Here is a 17,841-nt window from a genome sequence, read left to right on the forward strand (position 1 = left end):
TTGCGGGCTTGGCCTTCGACTAACCCGCAAATGTGGCACAGGGTTTCGACGACCTGCACGATAACACACCTGCGCCGCAGCAAGGCTTGATCCATCGCAAAGTCCCAGATCCAACCGAGCGACCAAAATCTCAACTTCACCTGAAGGGCTTGCGCAGGATGTCCAAAGGAGATCGACCGGGCACTGACGGGTTTGACCTTCGCCGCCGGTTTCAGGCCTGAAGAATGTAGCTGCCCGGCGCTTTGGGCAGGTTTTCAGCCCCCCTTCGCTTTCCGCCCATCGGCGGCGGCGCGGTTTCGCCCGATGAACGGTCTTTGATCCAATCCACCATCGCAGGCCACCAGGAACCTTGCTTTACTTCGGCCGACTCGAACCACTCATCCGGCGAGGTATACAGCGCGTCCGCCGGCCTGTGGCCCAACCGATAGTGGCGGTGCTTGTGCCCCGGCTCGCTCAGGATGCCGCCATTGTGACCACCGTTGGTCAGCACGAAGGTGAGGTCTCCGTCGGTAAACAGCCGAATTTTGTACACTGATCGCCACGGGGCAATATGGTCGGATTCCGTTCCGACCACAAACATGGGTACGCGTATATCCTTGAGCGCAACGACCCGACCTTCGACAGAAAAGCGCCCAGCGCTCAGCCGGTTTTCCAGGAACAGACCGCGCAAATATTCGGAATGCATTCGCGCCGGCATCCGGGTCGTGTCATTGTTCCAGACGGTCAGATCCGTAGGCAGGTCGTCTTCACCCAGAAAATAGCGTCGGACAGCCCGGGCATAGATCAGATCCTCGGCGCGGATTGTCGTAAAAGTTCGCGTCATCTGAGGGCGGTCAAGATAGCCCTGCAACCACATCAGGTCTTCTACAAAAGCGACCTGGCTGTCATCGATAAACAGCAAAAGCTCACCGGCTTCGGCAAAATCAACCTGCGCCGCCATCAGCGTAACGCTTGCAAGCCTGTCATCGCCATCGCGTTGCATCACCGCGGCAGCAACCGCCAGAAGTGTGCCGCCAAGGCAATACCCATTGGCGTGGATCTTTTGGCCCGGAACGATTTTCTCGATGGCCTCGATCGCGGCCATGACACCGTTCAGGCGATAATCCTCGAGGCTGAGATCAGCCTGATCAGCGGTGGGGTTGACCCAGGAAATCATGAACACGGTAAAGCCCTGCTCGACCAGATGCCGCACCATGGAGTTTTCCGGGGACAGATCGAGCACATAATATTTCATGATCCATGCAGGCACGAAAAGGATCGGTTCCGCCTGCACGCGCTTGGTGCTTGGTGTGTATTGAATCAGCTCGAACAGCGCGTTGCGATAAACAACCCTGCCGGGGGTCGCGGCAATGTCTTTACCGATTTCATAACCCTCAGGGGCAGGTTCGTGCTGTTGCGTTATGGTATGGGCAACATCCTCAAGAAAGTGAGCGGCGCCCTCTATCAAATTGCGACCGCCGGTCTGAAAGGTGCGATTGATGATTTCCGGGTTTGACCACGGGAAGTTCGAAGGAGAGACAAGATCAAGCGCCTGACGAACCTGAAATTGCCCGCGTTCGGCGTCGCGGGGGGCGATGCCGGGCATTTCGTCCGTTGCGGCCTGCCACCAATCCTGCGCGCTCAGAAAGGCCTGCTGCCAAAGGGAAAACGGCGCCTTTTGCCAGCCGGGCGCATTGAAACGGTGATCCTGCTTACATGGCTGAAAAGGCGGAGTGGCCTTCGCGCCGGTCGCCATCTCGCTGGCATAGACCCAGAGTTTGGCCGCATCACGTGCCGCGCGTTCTGTCAGTTCAAGCTGGCGTCCGGGGGAACGACCCAGGTGCAGGGCCCAATCGATCCAGGTGGCCATTATCGAATGCGGGGAAACACCGGCGGTGGCACGGGCAAGGGCCGCGCGCGTTGCGCGGTCAAGTTTCTCATAGGGGTGTGGCGGGGCATTCTCGTCGGTATTTGCCGCACAAACCCCGACCTCGGCAGACAGCTTGTCAGGTGAGAGTTCGGTCATCTAGGTTCTCCGATCCGGGCAGAGTGCTAAAATGCTGCAAACCTAATTCCATCTGCCCACCAGGCCCCGGACCGACCAGTCAACCGCCCATTTTGATTGGACGTACTTGATTGCAGCGCCGGACCTGGCGAGGCTTCCTGAAATGGCAGCGAGCGCTTGGGAAGCCGTGTTGCCAGGTACCGTTCGCTATTTTGGCAACATAAAGAACTCTTCCAATACAATCTTGCCATCCTCAACTGAATAAATGGCAATTTCGCTAAGGTTCATTCGTTGTCCGGTGTCTTTCTGCACGACCTCGGCATTGAAACGCACCCCAAAGCGATTGGGCGGATGAACAAAAGGGCCATCTGCCGTAAGCGTTTGGATTTCATGCGTTTTCAGCCAATCTTCCCGCTTTGCCTTGATGGCGTCGCGACCCTTTGTAATCCGAAATTGCCGCACCGGAGGCACAACCGCCTCTATGGACTGAGCGTTTTCCGCATACATCTCGTCAACACTTGCCAAGCCGTTGCGATCACGCATCGCCTGAACAAATGTCCGCCCAATTTCGACCAGTCTTTCCATGCAAGACCTCCTGATACATTGGTGACTGTATCTCGGCGGCCCGCGTTCAACCTTGACAAAGATCAAAATGAGACGGCCCTGCAAAGATTGGCCACCGGACTTGCTTAGGAACAGGCAGAACAGCGCCTTGCGAATTTGGGCGCAGCAAGTCGCCGCCAATCGTTGGGCGAGAGGAAACCAGTGGCGGACCGAGGAGTCTTCGAATTAATATCATAATTTTATGTTTTTATTAGATTTTTAATAATCTGAATCTAAGAGTACCACATAAAATACCGCAGCATCTCGAATAAACATGTCACCGCTGGCAAGGCGGTTTCCATGAATCCAGAACAACGGTACCAGCTAAGAAGCGCAATACCGATTAAAAACAACAGCATTCTTTGAACCGTCCTGCTCAAATAATGCCACTGCTGGATGGGTTCGCCTGATTGGCGGGTTATTCCAAGCAGCAAGATTACCCCCAACCTTTTGTTCACACCGGGGCGACAACATTAACCGAACGTGAACAATGTATTCTCTGAGTGTTCAAAGTGTTTAGCTCATACTACTCCCCGCAGGGCTATCTAAAAAAAGCCCGTCTTTGTCGAAGGGGAAAAGAATGATCAAGTCTGCCATTGGGGTTGAGCCTTGTGTTCCTGCAACTATGCAGTCCTCAAATGTCGCCGTTCACGGCGCGCGTTCCAACGCCGAAAATTCGAGCACCAATCGCTTCCCTCCTATCGAGAATGCACTAACTGACATCATTAACAACAAGCGACTGGATGAGACAAACAAGGACGCCTGAAACGACGATTACAAGCCATCACGCTTCCAGGTTATGGCGACCAAATCAGGATACCGCAAAGCCCGCTCCGTATCGGAGCGGGTCGATTATTGAGAAACCTCAATGCGTTCACGACGCTAAAAGCGTATCTCCATCCATCTAGTCAGATGGTGTCGACACGACGCCGGGCCGGCCATGCTCGTGGTAAAGACATGGTCGACCCGGCCACCATCGGCTTGCAGAATAACAAGCCAATACTGTTAGCCATCTAACCCAAGCAGTGATTTTACTGCCGCCTCAACCTCGTCTGTAACGGGCTTGTTTGCCGCGTTTTCCAGTGCTTCGCGTTCAGTCAGCCCTTGATCTTCAACGGCCTCAGTCAAGTCCTCGACCTCAGCAACCGCTTCTTCATATTCGACAGCATCCTGTTTCTCGGTTTCCAAACTTTCAGCCGTGTCGATGGCGTCCTGTAGATCGTTGTTTGCTTCCTCAAGCGCTGCCTCGATGTCTGGGTCGGTGCCACCAGCGTCTTCCAGCGCCTCTTCAAGTTCGGTCACACGATCCTGCTTTTCCTGAACATCAGTTTGTGCCGCTTCAAGATCCTGTTCGATTTCAGAAACAGAACGATCTGGCGGCGTCATCCCGTCCAGAAGATCCTGCTGCTCCTCCAGCGCCGCCCGCAGATCATCGCCAGCCAATACCGTTTCACGATAAGTAGCAATTCGGCCGACTCGTGAGTTGGGTGCAGCGTTCAGTAGGGCCGTCTCACTCGCATTTGCTGCGTTCAACGCGCCCAACTCTGACGGATGAGCCCCAAGTAACGAAGCCATTTTGTGTCCTGTCGGACGCTTTTCCGGGCGCACTGAACTGGTGACCGTAGGCGATGACGTGATTGTTCGCGCGGTTTTCGTTGCTTTGGATTTGGGTTTATTGGCCTTGGACTTCCTGCCACCAAATATCTCTTTCAAAGAGAATTTTTTCCCTTTTGAAGATTGGGGGCGCGATCCTGAAATTCCAGTTGCTTTGTTACTTGTCTTGCCAGTTGCAGACTTTCCTGCATTTTTGGATGCGCCCTTTCCTAAACCTTTGCCACTACTGTTTCCGGCTCCGTCATTTCCGCTACCATGGCCATTTCCGTTCCCACCGCCATTACCGCCGGAGTTTCCTCCGCCGTGACCGCCACCGTTACCGCCTCCGTTGCCGCCACCGTTGCCGCCGCTGTTTCCTCCGCCGTTGCCGCCGCCTTTTCCGTTGCCGCCTTTCGCGTAGGCAGAATCAGGAATGGCGACCGCCCCAACGAGCGCGGCGGAACTCATCAGGGCGATGGCAACAGCTGAGGTTTTCAACAATCCGGTCATTGTGTTTTTCATGGCGTTTCTCGTTGTTCAATTTTGAGTTTCTGTCGTCAGCGCTATTATAAACTTGATTCCGACAGGCCGTATGTCGTTGCCGGGTTCTTGTCCTAGTTTTTGTCATCTAACCCCATTGATGTTGAACCCACGGGAAACTGGTCGTTCATCAACGGTTCATGTAACCTTCGTTAGGTTGATCGGGCGTCAGCGCCGTAAAAAGTACCGAAGATGAAAAAGCTTTTGATCCTTGCCTGCCTTTTCGCGGTTCTCCAGCCCGGAGAAAGCGATGCGGCTGCCCGCGAACTGAAGCAGGCGGAGTTACGCAAGGCGACAAGTTCGGGACAAGCCATTCGGCTTAAAAAGGTTATCAAGGGTGTAGAGCGAGTTTTTGGCGGCACCCCAGTTAATGCGCGTGCCTTTCAAACAGATGAAGTCTATTATCGAATTCTGGTCAAAAAGCCGAATGGAAAGATAATCAGCGTTATCGTCAATGCAAAAACTGGTGTTGTTGTACCCAATCGGTCAAGTGTTGGGCGGCAGGTAACTGAAGCTGCCAAGACAGCGCCAGGCAATCCTGCTGCTGCATCGCAAGGGAAGTCGGCGAACAATGGCATCAATGGAAACCGTGGCGGCAACGGTAACAGCGGTGGTAACGGTGGCGGAAACTCCGGCGGTAACGGCGGGGGAAACAGCGGCGGCAACGGTGGCGGAAACTCCGGCGGTAATGGCGGGGGAAACAGCGGCGGCAATGGCGGGGGAAACAGCGGCGGCAACGGTGGTGGAAACTCCGGCGGCAATGGCGGGGGAAACAGCGGCGGCAACGGTGGTGGAAACTCCGGCGGTAATGGCGGGGGAAACAGCGGCGGAAAAAGATGATGTTTAAACTTCGAGACACGCGCATATAGTGCTGGTGCATGAGAGTTTTGCTTGCAGAAGATGAACCGCACCTCTGCGATCAGATCAAAAAGCTGTTGAATGCCGAAGGTCGCGTAGTGGATGTGGTAAACAACGGTCTCGACGCGTTACATCTGGGCGCGACCGAACCGTACGACGTGATCATTCTGGATATCGGCCTGCCGGAACGGGACGGTATCTCGGTGCTGCGCGAGTGGCGTGGTTCGGGCGTGCAAACCCCGGTTCTGATACTTACCGCCCGCGATGGCTGGAGTGAGCGTGTCGACGGGCTTGATGCCGGTGCGGACGACTACATGACCAAACCGTTCCACATGCCAGAACTGGCGGCCCGGGTCCGCGCCATTTTGCGGCGGCAAAGTGGCCAGTTGAACCCGGTGATCGAGATGGGTAACGTCGTTCTGGATACGCGCAACGGGCGAGTGACGGTTGATGGCGTTCCGATCGATCTAACGGCTCAGGAAATCGCTGTGTTTACCTATCTGGCCCTCAATGCCGGGCGCATGATTTCAAGAACCGAGCTTTCTGAACATATCTATGAATACGACGGCGACCGGGATTCCAATACCATTGCAGTCTTCATAACCCGTCTGCGCAAAAAACTTGGCTCCGACTTGATTACAACGGTACGGGGCCGCGGATATATGATTGACTCTGCCTGATGTTGTCACTGCGTCAACGGGCATTGTTAGGAGGCTTTGCATCCGGAGCCGTGTCTGTTGGATTAGGTACACTTGCCGTCTTTTCTTACATCAACAACCGCGTATCAGATCGCTTCGACACTGCTTTGTTGGACCGCCACACACAGCTTGTAGTGGGATTGAGCGTCACCACCCAAAGCCCCGATTCACTCCGGGATCTGATGTTCGATCCGGCTTACAGTTCTCCATACTCTGGTAGATACTGGCAAGTTAGCAACGACGAAGGAGAAATCTTTACGTCTGCGTCACTGTTTGACGAAGTTATCGCCGAGCCTTCCGGCAACCCAGATACGCCAACGCTGTGGACTACGAATGGCCCCGAAGGTGAGGTCCTGCGCAGTGCCTTTCAAAAAATCACGTACGAAGACGGCTCTGTCTGGGGCGTAAGTGTCGCCGAAAGTCGGGTTCAACTTGCCGCCGAACGCCGTGCCGCACAACAAAGCCTATTGCCCGTATTTGCCCTTGTCGGTCTGATAGGGGTGGCCGGATCTCTTCTATTGATGACTATCATACTTGGGCCTTTAAGAAGATTGCGTTCCGATGTCGCGCATCGCTGGGATCAGGATGAAGATCTCAGACCAGCTGATTATCCGGAAGAGGTCGCTCCACTGGTTGAAGACCTGAACAAACTTCTGCGTCGGAATCGTGAGATCGTGTCAGGATCTCGCCGTCAGGCAGCCGACTTGGCCCACGCTTTGAAAACTCCTGCCACAATTTTGCGGAACGAACTGGAAACGCTTTCCGGTGCAGGAGTTGCAACGGGCACCGCGCGGGAGGCGTTGGACCGGATCGATGCTCAATTGAGCCGATCTCTCGCCAGATTGAGAGCCTTGCATACCGCGGACTTAACCCATTCGAGAACGGATTTGACAAACGCTATCGACAGGCTGGAACGGCTGTTTGCAACAATAGCGGATCGCGAAGGCAAATCTCTGCAGATCGTGCGTGACCCCGGTCTCTGGGTACGCATGGATGCACAAGATATTGAAGAGGTGTTGGGCAACTTGCTGGACAACGCAGTCAAGTGGTGCCGGAAAAGTGTACGCTTGACGGCCAAGCGCAACCCCGGTTGCATCGAAATCAGCATCGAAGACGACGGCCCCGGGATTCCGGAAGACGCCCGCCGCGATGCACTTCGGTCCGGCGGTCGTTTGGACACATCGGTCACCGGCAGCGGGCTAGGACTGACAATAGCAGTCGATTTGCTGAAAGCTTATGACACCCATCTGATTTTGGGCGCTTCCAGTACCCTCGGTGGTCTCGAATGTCGGGTCGAGATCTCGAGCTAGGGTCAAGACCCATTGATTTCAGCGGGGTTGCGTGTTTCACGGCTCGAAAAACGGGCGGTGAACATGTCTGATCTGTTTTGGCTGACCGACGCCCAGATGGCGCGTCTTGGGCCCTTCTTGCCAAAGTCTCATGGCAAACTCCGCGTCGATGACCGGCGGGTGTTGAGCGGGATAGTCTTCATTAATCGCAATGGTTTGCGCTGGCGCGATGCGCCGAAGGAATACGGCCCGCATAAGACGCTCTACAACCGCTGGAAACGTTGGAGCCACAAGGGCATCTTTGCGCGGATGATGGCCGGATTGGCCGCTGAGCACGGAGAAGATAAGACCGTGATGATCCCCTCTCATCGAAACTGCGTTTCGACTGCCGGGCAGTGGACGCGACCTACCTGAAGGCGCACCGCACAGCGACCAGCATGAGCGTCAAAAAGGGGGCGTGGACACCTGATTCACTGCCTGGCAGGCGCATCCGAAGGATGCTGCCGAGAGGGGCCGAACCAAGGGCGGCATGAACACCAAACGGCGTGTCATCCGCGACAGCGAAGGGCGCCCACTCAACATGTTTGTGACGCCTGGGCAGATGAGTGATTACATCGGCGCACGAGCATTGTTGAGCAGCCTGCCAGATGTCGAATGGCTGCTCGGAGATCGCGGATATGACGCTGATTGGTTCCGGGAAACGTTGAAAGACAAAGGGATACGCATGTGCATCCCAAGCCGGAAGCAGCCAAAAAAAGCGGTGAAGTACGACAAGCGTCGCTACATAGTCGCAACCCCCCTCTCGTGACATTGCTGTGCAATGCACTGTCGGGCAGTGATACGAGATCATGTTCGGAAGGTTGAAAGATTGGCGACGTGTGGCAACCCGATACGACAGGTGCCCAAAGGTCTTCCTCTCAGCCATCGCACAGGCGGCTACCGTCATCTTTTTGGCTTTGAATTCTGACCCTAATGGCCAGTCTTAATCAACCCAGGTACTTATCCAAACCTTGATTTGTGTCCATAAGATCGCGTGGAAACTAAAGGGCATATCACGGGCGCTATTTGATCGGATTCATCGAAGGCTGCGGAGAGAAATCGCGATGGTTGGAAACACAATCTTCGTGCAGCCATTCAAATCGGTAGGTGGGTATGTTGGCGGGTAGCTGGTAAAAACCGCCAATTTTTCCAATGGATTCAAAGTGTCGGGCGACACATAGTTTTGCCACTCACGCTTAACTAAGCTATTGATTTCGCTTTAGCTACCATTTCAACAGAGCACACGTTTTTCCATTTGCGTCTCAAAGGTCTTCCATCATGTCCGCTGAACTCCACGAGAGTCTCTATTCGCCTAACGTGCGGAATATATCGAGAGAAAACCCAAAGCAAAAATCGCTTTCAGAAAGCGATGCCATTCTTTTTGAACTTTAAGAATGGTCTTTTATCGACTGCCTCCGCCACTACTGCAGTTGTAAAATGTCCGGAACGCAAAGCTGTCTTCTTGCCGGCATTTTGTCCGCACCATCCGATCGTTTCAGCCGCTTCGGACCGTCTTTGACCTTGATCTTCGGCTTTGCTAGTGGACCCTTCAAGGTCACGGGCCAAGGGCTCTTCGAAAGAGGTTCGCCAATCTTGCGGGGCTGCAGATTTAGGTCCAAAACCTTGCCCGCCACATTAACACCGCCAAAGACGACGACTTGGACATGATCTGTCTCCAATGTGGTTTGTTTCGTCGAAATACTTCCATTTGAAATACTAATCGGCGCGCGCAAACATACAATTGGAGCAACCTTCTGTTTCTCTTTGGTAAACACCCAAGGTAGCACCCCCAATCCTGCCAGATCTAAAAGCTGGGTCTCGATCGAGCCGTCACGCATAGAAACTGTGGCATTGCCGCTCATGCTATTGGCAAAATGCTTGACTGAATCGGTTCCGCCGGTCACCGAAAAATCTGCATAGATTGTACCGCTTGCGCCCTTTTTGAAGTTCAGGCTGTGAAGAATTTCATCCAGTTGCCAGCCACCTGCCTTGCCGGTCAACGTGAGCAGATGTGTGTCGTTCGATAGATCTATTTGCCCACTGACGTCGAAATGAGCGCCTCCGTATTCAAACTTCAGTGGTCCTGCCTTAAGCGCGTTTTTGTTGAGCGTCACTTCGCTCTGCAGACTGCTGATGCCCTTGGCACCTTCGATGTGCCGAAGGTCAACGTCGACATCCATATCCATGCCGGACAAGAGAATTGAGCGCCCGATAGGTTTAAGCGTTACATCTCTTAACGCGCCTTGGTTGCCCTCGTCTTCTTTCTTAGGTTCTTTCTCTTCCGGATTTGGGCCGCCTAATTTCCGCAACTGTGCGGCAGCCTGAATGATAGTTCGGATCTGATCTATCATTATCAGGTCACTCTCAATGGAACCCTGCAGCACCGGGTCGCTTGTTGCATCATCAAGATCGGCCATAATCTGCAAGATAGAGTCGGCGACCTCAACATTGGCACTCGCGTTCCAATCAGTGCCTTCGCTAACAAGATTGATTTCAAGGCGAGCCTGCCCGGTTTCCACACGTTCAAGCGATAGTGCCTGCAAAAGATCCGCTCCGGATGGAACTGCGACATCAATTGCCAAATCCAGGTCCTCGAATTTGAGTACATTCTCGACAGTGCCATGCACCTCAAGGTTCCAGACGTCTGTATCGCTTGTCTTTCCATCCAAGTTCGTCAGCGAAAGCTGATTGATGTCGCCGTTCAAATGGAAGTCACCGGAAAACCTGCCAAGCTGGTCGTCTGGTCCCAACAATTCTGGCGAGATCAAACTGCTTGCCGGTATATCCACTAGGCCTTCTGCTGAAATGCCTTGCAACTGAAGCGCGTCATCGACCGAACCGTTCAAAATGATAAACGGATCGGCTGGGTTGCCAATTCTAAGGTTGATGTTTCCGACTTTTAAAGCGCCTTCTGGTGTTCTGGAAAGCTCGGAGAACTTAATCGGGGGCGGGCCTTCGCCGGACGTGTCCAACGTGAAACCGTTGGTCTTAATGACCATTTGTCGCTGCGGCACCTGCCCAGGCACGCTGTCGATAACCATGTCGACTGCGATAAGTTTAAGATCATACCGCGAGGCGGCTGGGGCTGGTTCCGCATCTTCTGGGTACAACCTAATTCGGGTTGTTAGGGATACGTCTTCTGGGTTTCCCAACTCTCCGATTTGTCCCGTCAGCGAAAGGCTTTGCCCACCATCCAATTCAGTCAATACAGCCAGGTCATCAATCCGGGCTACGCCGTCGACTGATTTGAATGCTGCACCAATACTCCCTGAACCCTCCAGAACGCGGTTGAGTTTCAGGATATCAAGAAGCTGACCAAGTTCGGCAACCTCTATGGTCGTATTCACTTGTAGCCCGTTCTCTTGAGGGACTTCCTCGGCGGCAATCGCAATCTGATCGAAGTTCACCGCGACCTGAAACGAGTCGTCCGCAGGAATGCTCGCGTTCAGAGTAAACTTCTCTCCGTTTAGTGCACCAGCCCCAACCGCGGTCACAACGTCGGTTTCCGTATCACGCTTTAAATTCAGTTCAGGAAGCTGCAGATCCAGATCAAGCCCGTTTAGATCGTTCTGGTAAAGAACGGTGACATCGGTCAGGTCAATTTTGTGGTCCGTTAGAATTCCAGCCACAGACAGGTTTGCAGGTTTGGCCGGATCCCCGGCTCTAGCGCCCGTTTGGGAAGCGGACTGCCAGTTTCCGACACCGTCTTTGTCCGTGATCAAGTTGAGGTGAACACCCGAGAGAGAAAGCTCACTCAGCGACAATTTTCTGTTCCAAAGGTCGCGGGCAGAAATTTTGAACTCAAGTTTGTCGATTGCTGCCAGATTCGCTTCTGCTCTGATCGCGCCGGGTAGTACCAATCCCGCTGCTGATACATGCAGTTGCCGACCAAGGCCTAGACGCACTTCATCATCGATTAACACGTCCTGACCAAGTTTCTTCGAGATCAGGTTTTCAACAAAAGTGGCTCTGACAGAAGAAAACAACGCAGAGGACAGGAAAAGCCATGCCACAACAACCGCGACGAACGCGACAGCGCAACAAACCATGACACCTTTTGTGATGAACCGCACGCTTTTCTCCTAAGGTTCTGATTCCTTTTTTGGGCAGACTAGACCATTAAAGCATCATGTTAATGGAATATGTGGCTTCTCATTTTGCTGAACCCTAAATGACCTTGACCATTTAGCCGACTGCTCTTGCGGAATTGGTCGGGCGGCTAAGAAACGGTTAAAGGACTAAATTTAGGATGTGCTGCTGACCCAGTTTCAAAATAGCTGGCTTGAAACGCGTTTAACGATTCGTAAACGGGCACATTGCATTAGCTTTGATTACTGCGACCCGACGCCCAACCAAACTAGTGGCGGCTAAAATACTTCAATTCTCACATCCATCTAATTACTGTTATATGTGAATTATTCAAACGATGGGGACACAATGAATTCGCTAACTAGAATCACACGTGGGATTGGCGTTGCTTTCAAGGATGGTAGAGTGAAAGGCCTTCTTGCTTTTACAGTCGGAATGATTTTATGGGCCTCGGTCTTCTACCACTTTGTCGAAGGTTGGAGTTGGCTCGACTCAATCTACTTTTCTGTCGTGACCATTTCGACCGTAGGGTTTGGTGACTTCTCACCCGAAACCGCGGCAGGGAAGATCTTTACGATGGTATACATCATTGTAGGACTCGGTGTCTTCGTGACTGCAGCAACCACAGTGGCGGATACAATCTTGTCCCAAGACGACAAAAAAGCGGACAAGTAGATTATCCCAATTTGGCCGACCCGAACTCATGCCCAGGCATTGATTTGACTGGGCATCTCAAGCCGTGGCCCGGATTAATTTGTGTCTTCAAGCTGATAGATGACCACTAAATTCTAAAAAAATATACATATTAGGTTTTTTGAGTGTAACATTCAAAAAAAGTTCACGGAGGGATGGAATGGAAAAGACTCAGGACGCGAAGATTGTCGATCTAGCGATACGATTGCTATTTCTTGGACTATTCCTCTACAGCGCCCTGGTTATGGTGGCCCCGCTTGCGAGCGTGGTTATCTGGGCAACGATCCTCTGTGTGGCGCTTTACCCGGCATTTGATTGGCTCCAGTCCAAGCTGGGAGGGCGGAAAAAACTTGCCACAACGATCTTGGTTTTGTTGGGCCTTGTTCTGACCCTCGGGCCAGTCGCAACTGCGGTGTCCGGGGCTGCTGAACTAGGGTCCGAGTTTGCGGAACAAGCAGACAAGGGTGAATTGACAATCCCCCCTGCCCCTGAGGGGATCAAGGAACTACCACTGATCGGAAGCAAGATTGCCGATGTCTGGAGTATGTTTGAACGGAATCTGGACGGTGCGCTTGCAAAATACGGCGCGCAAATCCTTGAAATCACCAAATCGCTCTTCGGAAAGGTGTTGGGCATTGGTATCGGGCTTCTTGGCTTAGCTCTGTCCGTGTTGATTATGGGGGCATTGTTCAGCCCCGGGCCAAATTTGGTCCAGGGTCTTCAGCGCTTTGCCAACCGTGTCTTTGCGCCGCGCGGCGGTGAATTCGTGACACTGGCAGGCGCAACGATCCGAAACGTTACAAAAGGCGTGATTGGCGTAGCAGCCATTCAGGCAGTTTTCGTTTGGATACTGTTGGCATTGTTTGGGATTTCTTCGGCCGCCACGCTGGCATTTATCTGCCTCATACTCTCAATTATCCAAATCGGGCCCGGACTGGTTCTGATACCAGTTATTATCTACGCGTGGAGTTCTATGTCCGGTGGAACTGCTTTGATCTTCACCATATTGGCCGTTCCCGTCATGATAATGGACAGTTTCCTAAGACCCGTGTTCATCTCAAAAGGCCTTGAGACTCCCATGCTGGTCATCCTCATCGGTGTTCTCGGAGGTATGATGGCGTACGGGTTGATCGGCGTTTTTATGGGGCCGGTACTCTTTGCTGTCTTCTATGAGCTGTTCAAGGTTTGGATTGATACCTCACCTGAAGCCGAGGGCACTGTCGAAGGTGCGACGAAATGAGGAAAACGATATGGACAACCCTGGCTGTCATTCTGATTTTCCTTGTCTGGTATCTGGTCGCTGATCGAAAAACACCATTTACCGGGAACGCCAGAGTAAAAGCTGTGGCCACCCAAATCGTGCCTCAGGTGACCGGAACGGTAACGGAAGTCTTGGTAGAAAACGGCCAAATCGTTTCGGCAGGTGATGTTCTGGTTCGAATAGATTCCAGACCCTACGAAATCGAGCGTTCAAAGGCGGAAGCTGATCTTGAAGCGGCAACCCAAGAGGTGGGTGCGTCTTCGGCAGAGGTAAGTGCGGCACAAGCCAAACTCGCAAGGGCGCAGAGCGATCTGGATACGATGCGCATTCAGACGGAACGTGTATTTGCGCTCGAAAAGAAAGGGTTGATTGCCGTCTCAAAAGCCGATGATGCACGAGGACAACTGGCAGAATCCGAGGCAAACTTTGAGAACGCAAAAGCTGATCTGGAAAAAGCAAAGCAAAGGCTTGGTGACGATGGGATTGAAAACCCGAAAATCCAGCGCGCACTGGCGGCCTTGGCGGATGCGGAACTGAACCTTGAATGGACCGAACTGCGTGCTCCTGCGACAGGTGTCATTTCTAATCTGCTGATTGCCCCCGGAACGTATGCGCGATCCGGCCAGGATCTTTTGACGTTTCTGGATGCAACCGACGTCTGGATCGAGGCGTATTTTACCGAGAACAATCTGGGAAGAGCTTCAATAGGGTCTCCGGTTGATGTGGTGTTGGATATGCATCCAGGTAAGATTGTTCCGGGCGTCATTGAGAGCTTTAGTGCTGCTGTTTCTTTGAGTGGCAGTGATGAGCCAGGGCAATTGGCGAGCCCGCCAAGCACCAAGGGATTTTTGCGGGAGCCCGAAAGGTTTCCGGTCAGGATTGTTTTACCCGGCTATGAAGCTGGAAGTGCCGAAGACGATCTTCGCTTTCAACTGAACGGGCAGGCCGATGTAATCATGTATCTAAGCGACAACTCGTTGCTGAACCTCGTAGGCCGCGCCTACATCCGCGTGGTTTCAATCTTCTCCTATGCATACTGAGAACCAACGCTCTGTCACCCGACTTGCGCTGGGTGTTACCGGTGTATTTGCATTGGGCCTGTTTCTCGGGTGGCCACTCGCCATCATTGGAGCGGTTTTCACTGCCCTTTTTCTTCAAGCGCCTGCCGCATTGCCTTTGGCAGCGTTTGGCAAGCTGTTTGTCTTCTCGATTGGATTGATGTTCACTTCATTCCTGCTTTCCTCAATCTTCTCACCATATCCTGTTGTGTTCCTGATCCTAGTGGCGATTGGAATAATCCTGTCTTTCATATGGTCCGTTTCCGGTGCCGGAGTATTGCCCGGTGTCATCGCCCTCATGGGAGCGTTGATGATCCCGAACTTGGTTTTGCAATCACAGGATCTGGCCTTGGTGCTCGTGTATTGGATACCACTGAATCTGCTGTTTGCAGGCTTTGTATCGACGCTGATGTTCGTGTTGATACCCGCTGCACCTCAAACGGCACCTCAAAAGAAAGCTGCAACATCGCCGGACTTCGACTCACATCGCCGAATAGTCAGGATGTCTCTGGTCACAGTGCCCTTTGCTATGGCGTTCTTTATTTCCGGCGCTTCTGCTTTGTTGGTCCTGTTTTTTGTCGCCCTGCTGAGCCAGCAACTTGCGGCAATGCCTGCTGCAGGCAAAACAGTTGCAAAATCTATGCTGACGGCAAATCTACTTGGGGCCGCAGTATCCATCATTTGTTATGAAATAAACGTAATAGCTCCGGTTATTCTCACCCCCGTTTTGCTGTGTTTTTTCTTTTGCCTAACACTCGGAGCACTTGGAAAGTCAAAAGTCCCGCTCGCCGCCGCCGCCGGTTCCGCTATTACGACAGCTCTGATAGTATATGGCGGTTCGGTTGCACCATTTTCAGACGAGGCTGACGTCAAGGGCATCACTCGCGTATTGCAAGTTGCCAGCGCCGCTTTTTTTGTAATCATCGCATATGTTGTGGTAGATGAGTTTTGGCCGGAGAAAGAGCGCCAGGCGACTCAATGAAGTTAGTTGCGTCAAAACTTGGCGCTGAAACCAGCAGAGTTCCCAGTTTGACCAATTTTCGCAACCACCGCACGAGTTGCAGCGCCATAACAAACCGCAAACATCGCAGTAGTGGTTTATTGTGAAGCGATCTCTGGTTGAGTGCCCGACCTGTTCTCACGTACCTTCGACAATGGCATTTCAAGCCTTGGCAAATTCCTTAACGATGTACCGCAGCAAGTTATTACCCTCGTCAATGAGATCGCGGCGATCTTCTTTCTTTGTCACCACAGCTGCCCATGCCATTTGATCTTTGACCCAGCCCCTTGATCCGGGCCGTTTGGATGTAGAACCCGTTCCTGTTTTTTTCTCGTGACTAGGTTGCGGTCAAGGCCTGCTGAGCGGAGCCTTTGCGTAGCTCAAGCGAAGCAGACCGGGCGGCACGGTTGAGATTGGCGTAAACGGCCGGTGACAGTCCGCCAAGCGATGTGTGTGGTCTCTGAGTGTTGTAGTCGATCCTCCAGGTTTCAATGATCTTTCGGGCTTCTGCGAGATTGCCGAAGATATGTTCGTTCAGGCATTCGTCACGCAGTCGACCATTGAAGCTCTCCACGAATGCGTTCTGCATGGGCTTGCCTGGTGCGATGTAGTGCCAGCCAACGCCAGCGTCTTGGCACCATCGAAGAACGGCATGAGATGTCATTTCCGTTCCATTATCGCTGACAATCATGTCCGGCTGGCCACGCCTGCGGATCAGATCATCCAGTTCACGGGTCATCCGCGCGCCTGACAACGAACGATCCACGACAGTTGCCAGTGCCTCTCGGGTGCAGTCATCCATGATGCACAACACACGGAACCGCCGACCATCCTCAAAGGCGTCGGACACAAAGTCCAACGACCACCGCTGGTTGGCCCGATCCGGCACAAGAATAGGCCTTCGCGTGCCCAAAGCTCGTTTGCGCGATCGACGACGGCGCACAGCCAATCCTTCCTAACGGTAGAGACGAAACAGCTTCTTGTGGTTCACTTCAAAGCCCTCTCTGGCCAATAGGATGCCCAAACGCCGGTAGCCGAACCGACGACGTTCGTTCGCCAGTTCGCGCAAGCGCTTGCGCAGGGCCGCGTCATCCTCGTCCTGTTTCTGATACTGGAAAACAGACCTGTGCAGGTCGGCCAGTTCACACGCCCGACGCTCAGACAAATCGTGTCGATCCATCACGGCTGACACGGCCCGTCTTTTGACATCGGGCGTCAGTAGTTTTTTGTCGCGAGATCCTTCAATGCCGCATTGTCGAGCATCGCATCTGCCAGCATGCGCTTCAGGCGGTTGTTCTCATCCTCCAGTGCACGCAGCTTCTTGGCATCCGACACGTTCATGCCGCCGAACTTGGCCTTGTATTTGTAGAACGTTGCATCGCTGATCCCGTACTTGCGGCACAACTCCTGTGCTTTAACTCCAGCCTCGTATTCCTTGATCATTCCAATGATCTGTTCGTCCGAAAATCTGCGTTTCATAGTCCATCCTTTGCTTGGACGGATTACTAACACTTCAGTGGCCTGATTTCAGGTGGTTGGGTCATGAGGCAAGTGTGGTGAACAGCTGTCCAGCAGTGACCGAGGATATTCGTTAGTTTTGACAAAATTCAAACTAACCAGTTCAGCCAAAGAAAACTCGGCAAATCGTCGTTACGCGCACGCACCTCAAGTGAGCATACCCAAGGTCATGAAAAATGCGACTAGGCCCAACCACCTCTGCCCAATCCGATTCCGGCATCAGCCATCACCGACTGGCACATAGCGAACCAACAAAAAACGAAGCGTCTATCACCAATGGAACGACTATGGCTGCCAAATGGCAAAACTATGTGTCGTCCCACAAGGAATGTCGGTCGACACATAGTTTTGCCATTCATCGACATCTAAGCCTTTGATTTTAAATTTCCCTAGAATAGCACGAGGCACGAGTCTTGCCATTTGCGACTCAAAGGTTTTCCATCAAGCTTAAGCCATCGCATAGCGGCAATTGCCCTTCTGTTAAACAGTTACAGGCAAAAGCCGTATGCACAGGCGGATCGCACACTCCAAATTGCTTTAGGTGGCAACGTGCGAAACATCCCTGTCCGGCGAGTATATGTCCAAGATGTTCCAATGTCCGGTCGTTGGTGTTGGGTT

The 17,841-nt window shown here is 52.9% G+C and carries 13 protein-coding genes and 2 pseudogenes; 9 read left to right on the plus strand and 6 right to left on the minus strand.

Going from position 1 to position 17,841, the window contains the following annotated elements:
- Window positions 1–211: 211 nt before the first annotated feature.
- Together I9185_RS08540 and I9185_RS08545 are read right to left on the minus strand one after the other, a co-directional pair.
- Window positions 212–2,005, minus strand: a complete 1,794-nt coding sequence (locus I9185_RS08540; protein ID WP_210092775.1) for an alpha/beta fold hydrolase — start codon at window positions 2,003–2,005, stop codon at window positions 212–214.
- A gap of 186 nt (window positions 2,006–2,191) precedes the next feature.
- On the minus strand, window positions 2,192–2,569 hold the full coding sequence (locus I9185_RS08545) for a nuclear transport factor 2 family protein (RefSeq protein WP_171118898.1): 378 nt from the start codon (window positions 2,567–2,569) through the stop codon (window positions 2,192–2,194).
- A gap of 598 nt (window positions 2,570–3,167) precedes the next feature.
- Between I9185_RS08545 and I9185_RS08550 the strand changes: the two genes are divergently transcribed.
- Window positions 3,168–3,353, plus strand: a complete 186-nt coding sequence (locus tag I9185_RS08550; RefSeq protein WP_171634610.1) for a hypothetical protein — start codon at window positions 3,168–3,170, stop codon at window positions 3,351–3,353.
- A 239-nt stretch (window positions 3,354–3,592) separates the two neighbouring features.
- Here I9185_RS08550 and I9185_RS08555 read toward each other — a convergent pair whose 3' ends face one another.
- The gene (locus I9185_RS08555; RefSeq protein WP_210092776.1) at window positions 3,593–4,702 is read right to left on the minus strand and encodes a hypothetical protein; all 1,110 of its coding nucleotides are present in this window, start codon (window positions 4,700–4,702) and stop codon (window positions 3,593–3,595) included.
- Between the two features lie 210 nt (window positions 4,703–4,912).
- Here I9185_RS08555 and I9185_RS08560 point away from each other — a divergent pair, with 210 nt between their 5' ends.
- The 4 genes and pseudogenes from I9185_RS08560 to I9185_RS08575 all read left to right on the plus strand — a co-directional run bounded on the left by I9185_RS08560 (window position 4,913) and on the right by I9185_RS08575 (window position 8,551).
- Complete coding sequence (locus I9185_RS08560) at window positions 4,913–5,560, plus strand: hypothetical protein (protein WP_210092777.1); 648 nt, start codon at window positions 4,913–4,915, stop codon at window positions 5,558–5,560.
- 38 nt (window positions 5,561–5,598) lie between these two features.
- Window positions 5,599–6,258 carry a response regulator transcription factor gene (locus tag I9185_RS08565; protein WP_171634612.1) on the plus strand — a complete coding sequence of 220 codons (660 nt, stop codon included), beginning with the start codon at window positions 5,599–5,601 and terminating at the stop codon, window positions 6,256–6,258.
- On the plus strand, window positions 6,258–7,586 hold the full coding sequence (locus tag I9185_RS08570; RefSeq protein ID WP_171634614.1) for a HAMP domain-containing sensor histidine kinase: 1,329 nt from the start codon (window positions 6,258–6,260) through the stop codon (window positions 7,584–7,586). The genes I9185_RS08565 and I9185_RS08570 overlap by 1 nt, the downstream gene beginning before the upstream one ends.
- A 63-nt stretch (window positions 7,587–7,649) precedes the next feature.
- A pseudogene (locus I9185_RS08575) lies at window positions 7,650–8,551 on the plus strand (IS5 family transposase).
- A gap of 474 nt (window positions 8,552–9,025) precedes the next feature.
- On the opposite strand, the gene I9185_RS20560 reads toward I9185_RS08575, so the two are convergent.
- Window positions 9,026–11,677, minus strand: a complete 2,652-nt coding sequence (locus I9185_RS20560; protein ID WP_210092778.1) for an AsmA family protein — start codon at window positions 11,675–11,677, stop codon at window positions 9,026–9,028.
- Window positions 11,678–12,098: 421 nt separating this feature from the next.
- Between I9185_RS20560 and I9185_RS08585 the strand changes: the two genes are divergently transcribed.
- The 4 genes from I9185_RS08585 (at window position 12,099) to I9185_RS08600 (ending at window position 15,687) form a co-directional block, all read left to right on the plus strand.
- Window positions 12,099–12,368 carry a potassium channel family protein gene (locus I9185_RS08585; protein WP_348539722.1) on the plus strand — a complete coding sequence of 90 codons (270 nt, stop codon included), beginning with the start codon at window positions 12,099–12,101 and terminating at the stop codon, window positions 12,366–12,368.
- A gap of 178 nt (window positions 12,369–12,546) precedes the next feature.
- Window positions 12,547–13,626, plus strand: coding sequence for an AI-2E family transporter (locus tag I9185_RS08590; protein WP_210092779.1), 1,080 nt, complete (start codon window positions 12,547–12,549; stop codon window positions 13,624–13,626).
- Window positions 13,623–14,687 carry an HlyD family secretion protein gene (locus I9185_RS08595; RefSeq protein ID WP_210092780.1) on the plus strand — a complete coding sequence of 355 codons (1,065 nt, stop codon included), beginning with the start codon at window positions 13,623–13,625 and terminating at the stop codon, window positions 14,685–14,687. The genes I9185_RS08590 and I9185_RS08595 overlap by 4 nt, the downstream gene beginning before the upstream one ends.
- Entirely contained in the window at window positions 14,677–15,687 is a 1,011-nt protein-coding gene (locus I9185_RS08600) for a DUF2955 domain-containing protein (protein WP_210092781.1), read from the plus strand. Before I9185_RS08595 ends, I9185_RS08600 begins: the two co-directional genes overlap by 11 nt.
- A 355-nt stretch (window positions 15,688–16,042) precedes the next feature.
- Here the strand turns inward: I9185_RS08600 and I9185_RS08605 are convergent.
- Together I9185_RS08605 and I9185_RS08610 are read right to left on the minus strand one after the other, a co-directional pair.
- Window positions 16,043–17,184: pseudogene (locus I9185_RS08605) on the minus strand (IS3 family transposase).
- Between the two features lie 466 nt (window positions 17,185–17,650).
- The coding region (locus I9185_RS08610; RefSeq protein ID WP_209835618.1) for a hypothetical protein at window positions 17,651–17,841 on the minus strand (191 nt) is incomplete at its 5' end.

It is taken from the genome of Ruegeria sp. HKCCSP346 (assembly GCF_017872595.1).
Lineage (GTDB): Bacteria > Pseudomonadota > Alphaproteobacteria > Rhodobacterales > Rhodobacteraceae > Ruegeria.

What these genes read in the sequence shown, in the direction of transcription:
- I9185_RS08540 (WP_210092775.1), bottom strand. Translation starts at nt 2,005, where the DNA reads ATGACCGAACTCTCACCTGACAAGCTGTCTGCCGAGGTCGGGGTTTGT.
- I9185_RS08545 (WP_171118898.1), bottom strand. Translation starts at nt 2,569, where the DNA reads ATGGAAAGACTGGTCGAAATTGGGCGGACATTTGTTCAGGCGATGCGT.
- I9185_RS08550 (WP_171634610.1), top strand. Translation starts at nt 3,168, where the DNA reads ATGATCAAGTCTGCCATTGGGGTTGAGCCTTGTGTTCCTGCAACTATG.
- I9185_RS08555 (WP_210092776.1), bottom strand. Translation starts at nt 4,702, where the DNA reads ATGAAAAACACAATGACCGGATTGTTGAAAACCTCAGCTGTTGCCATC.
- I9185_RS08560 (WP_210092777.1), top strand. Translation starts at nt 4,913, where the DNA reads ATGAAAAAGCTTTTGATCCTTGCCTGCCTTTTCGCGGTTCTCCAGCCC.
- I9185_RS08565 (WP_171634612.1), top strand. Translation starts at nt 5,599, where the DNA reads ATGAGAGTTTTGCTTGCAGAAGATGAACCGCACCTCTGCGATCAGATC.
- I9185_RS08570 (WP_171634614.1), top strand. Translation starts at nt 6,258, where the DNA reads ATGTTGTCACTGCGTCAACGGGCATTGTTAGGAGGCTTTGCATCCGGA.
- I9185_RS08590 (WP_210092779.1), top strand. Translation starts at nt 12,547, where the DNA reads ATGGAAAAGACTCAGGACGCGAAGATTGTCGATCTAGCGATACGATTG.
- I9185_RS08595 (WP_210092780.1), top strand. Translation starts at nt 13,623, where the DNA reads ATGAGGAAAACGATATGGACAACCCTGGCTGTCATTCTGATTTTCCTT.
- I9185_RS08600 (WP_210092781.1), top strand. Translation starts at nt 14,677, where the DNA reads ATGCATACTGAGAACCAACGCTCTGTCACCCGACTTGCGCTGGGTGTT.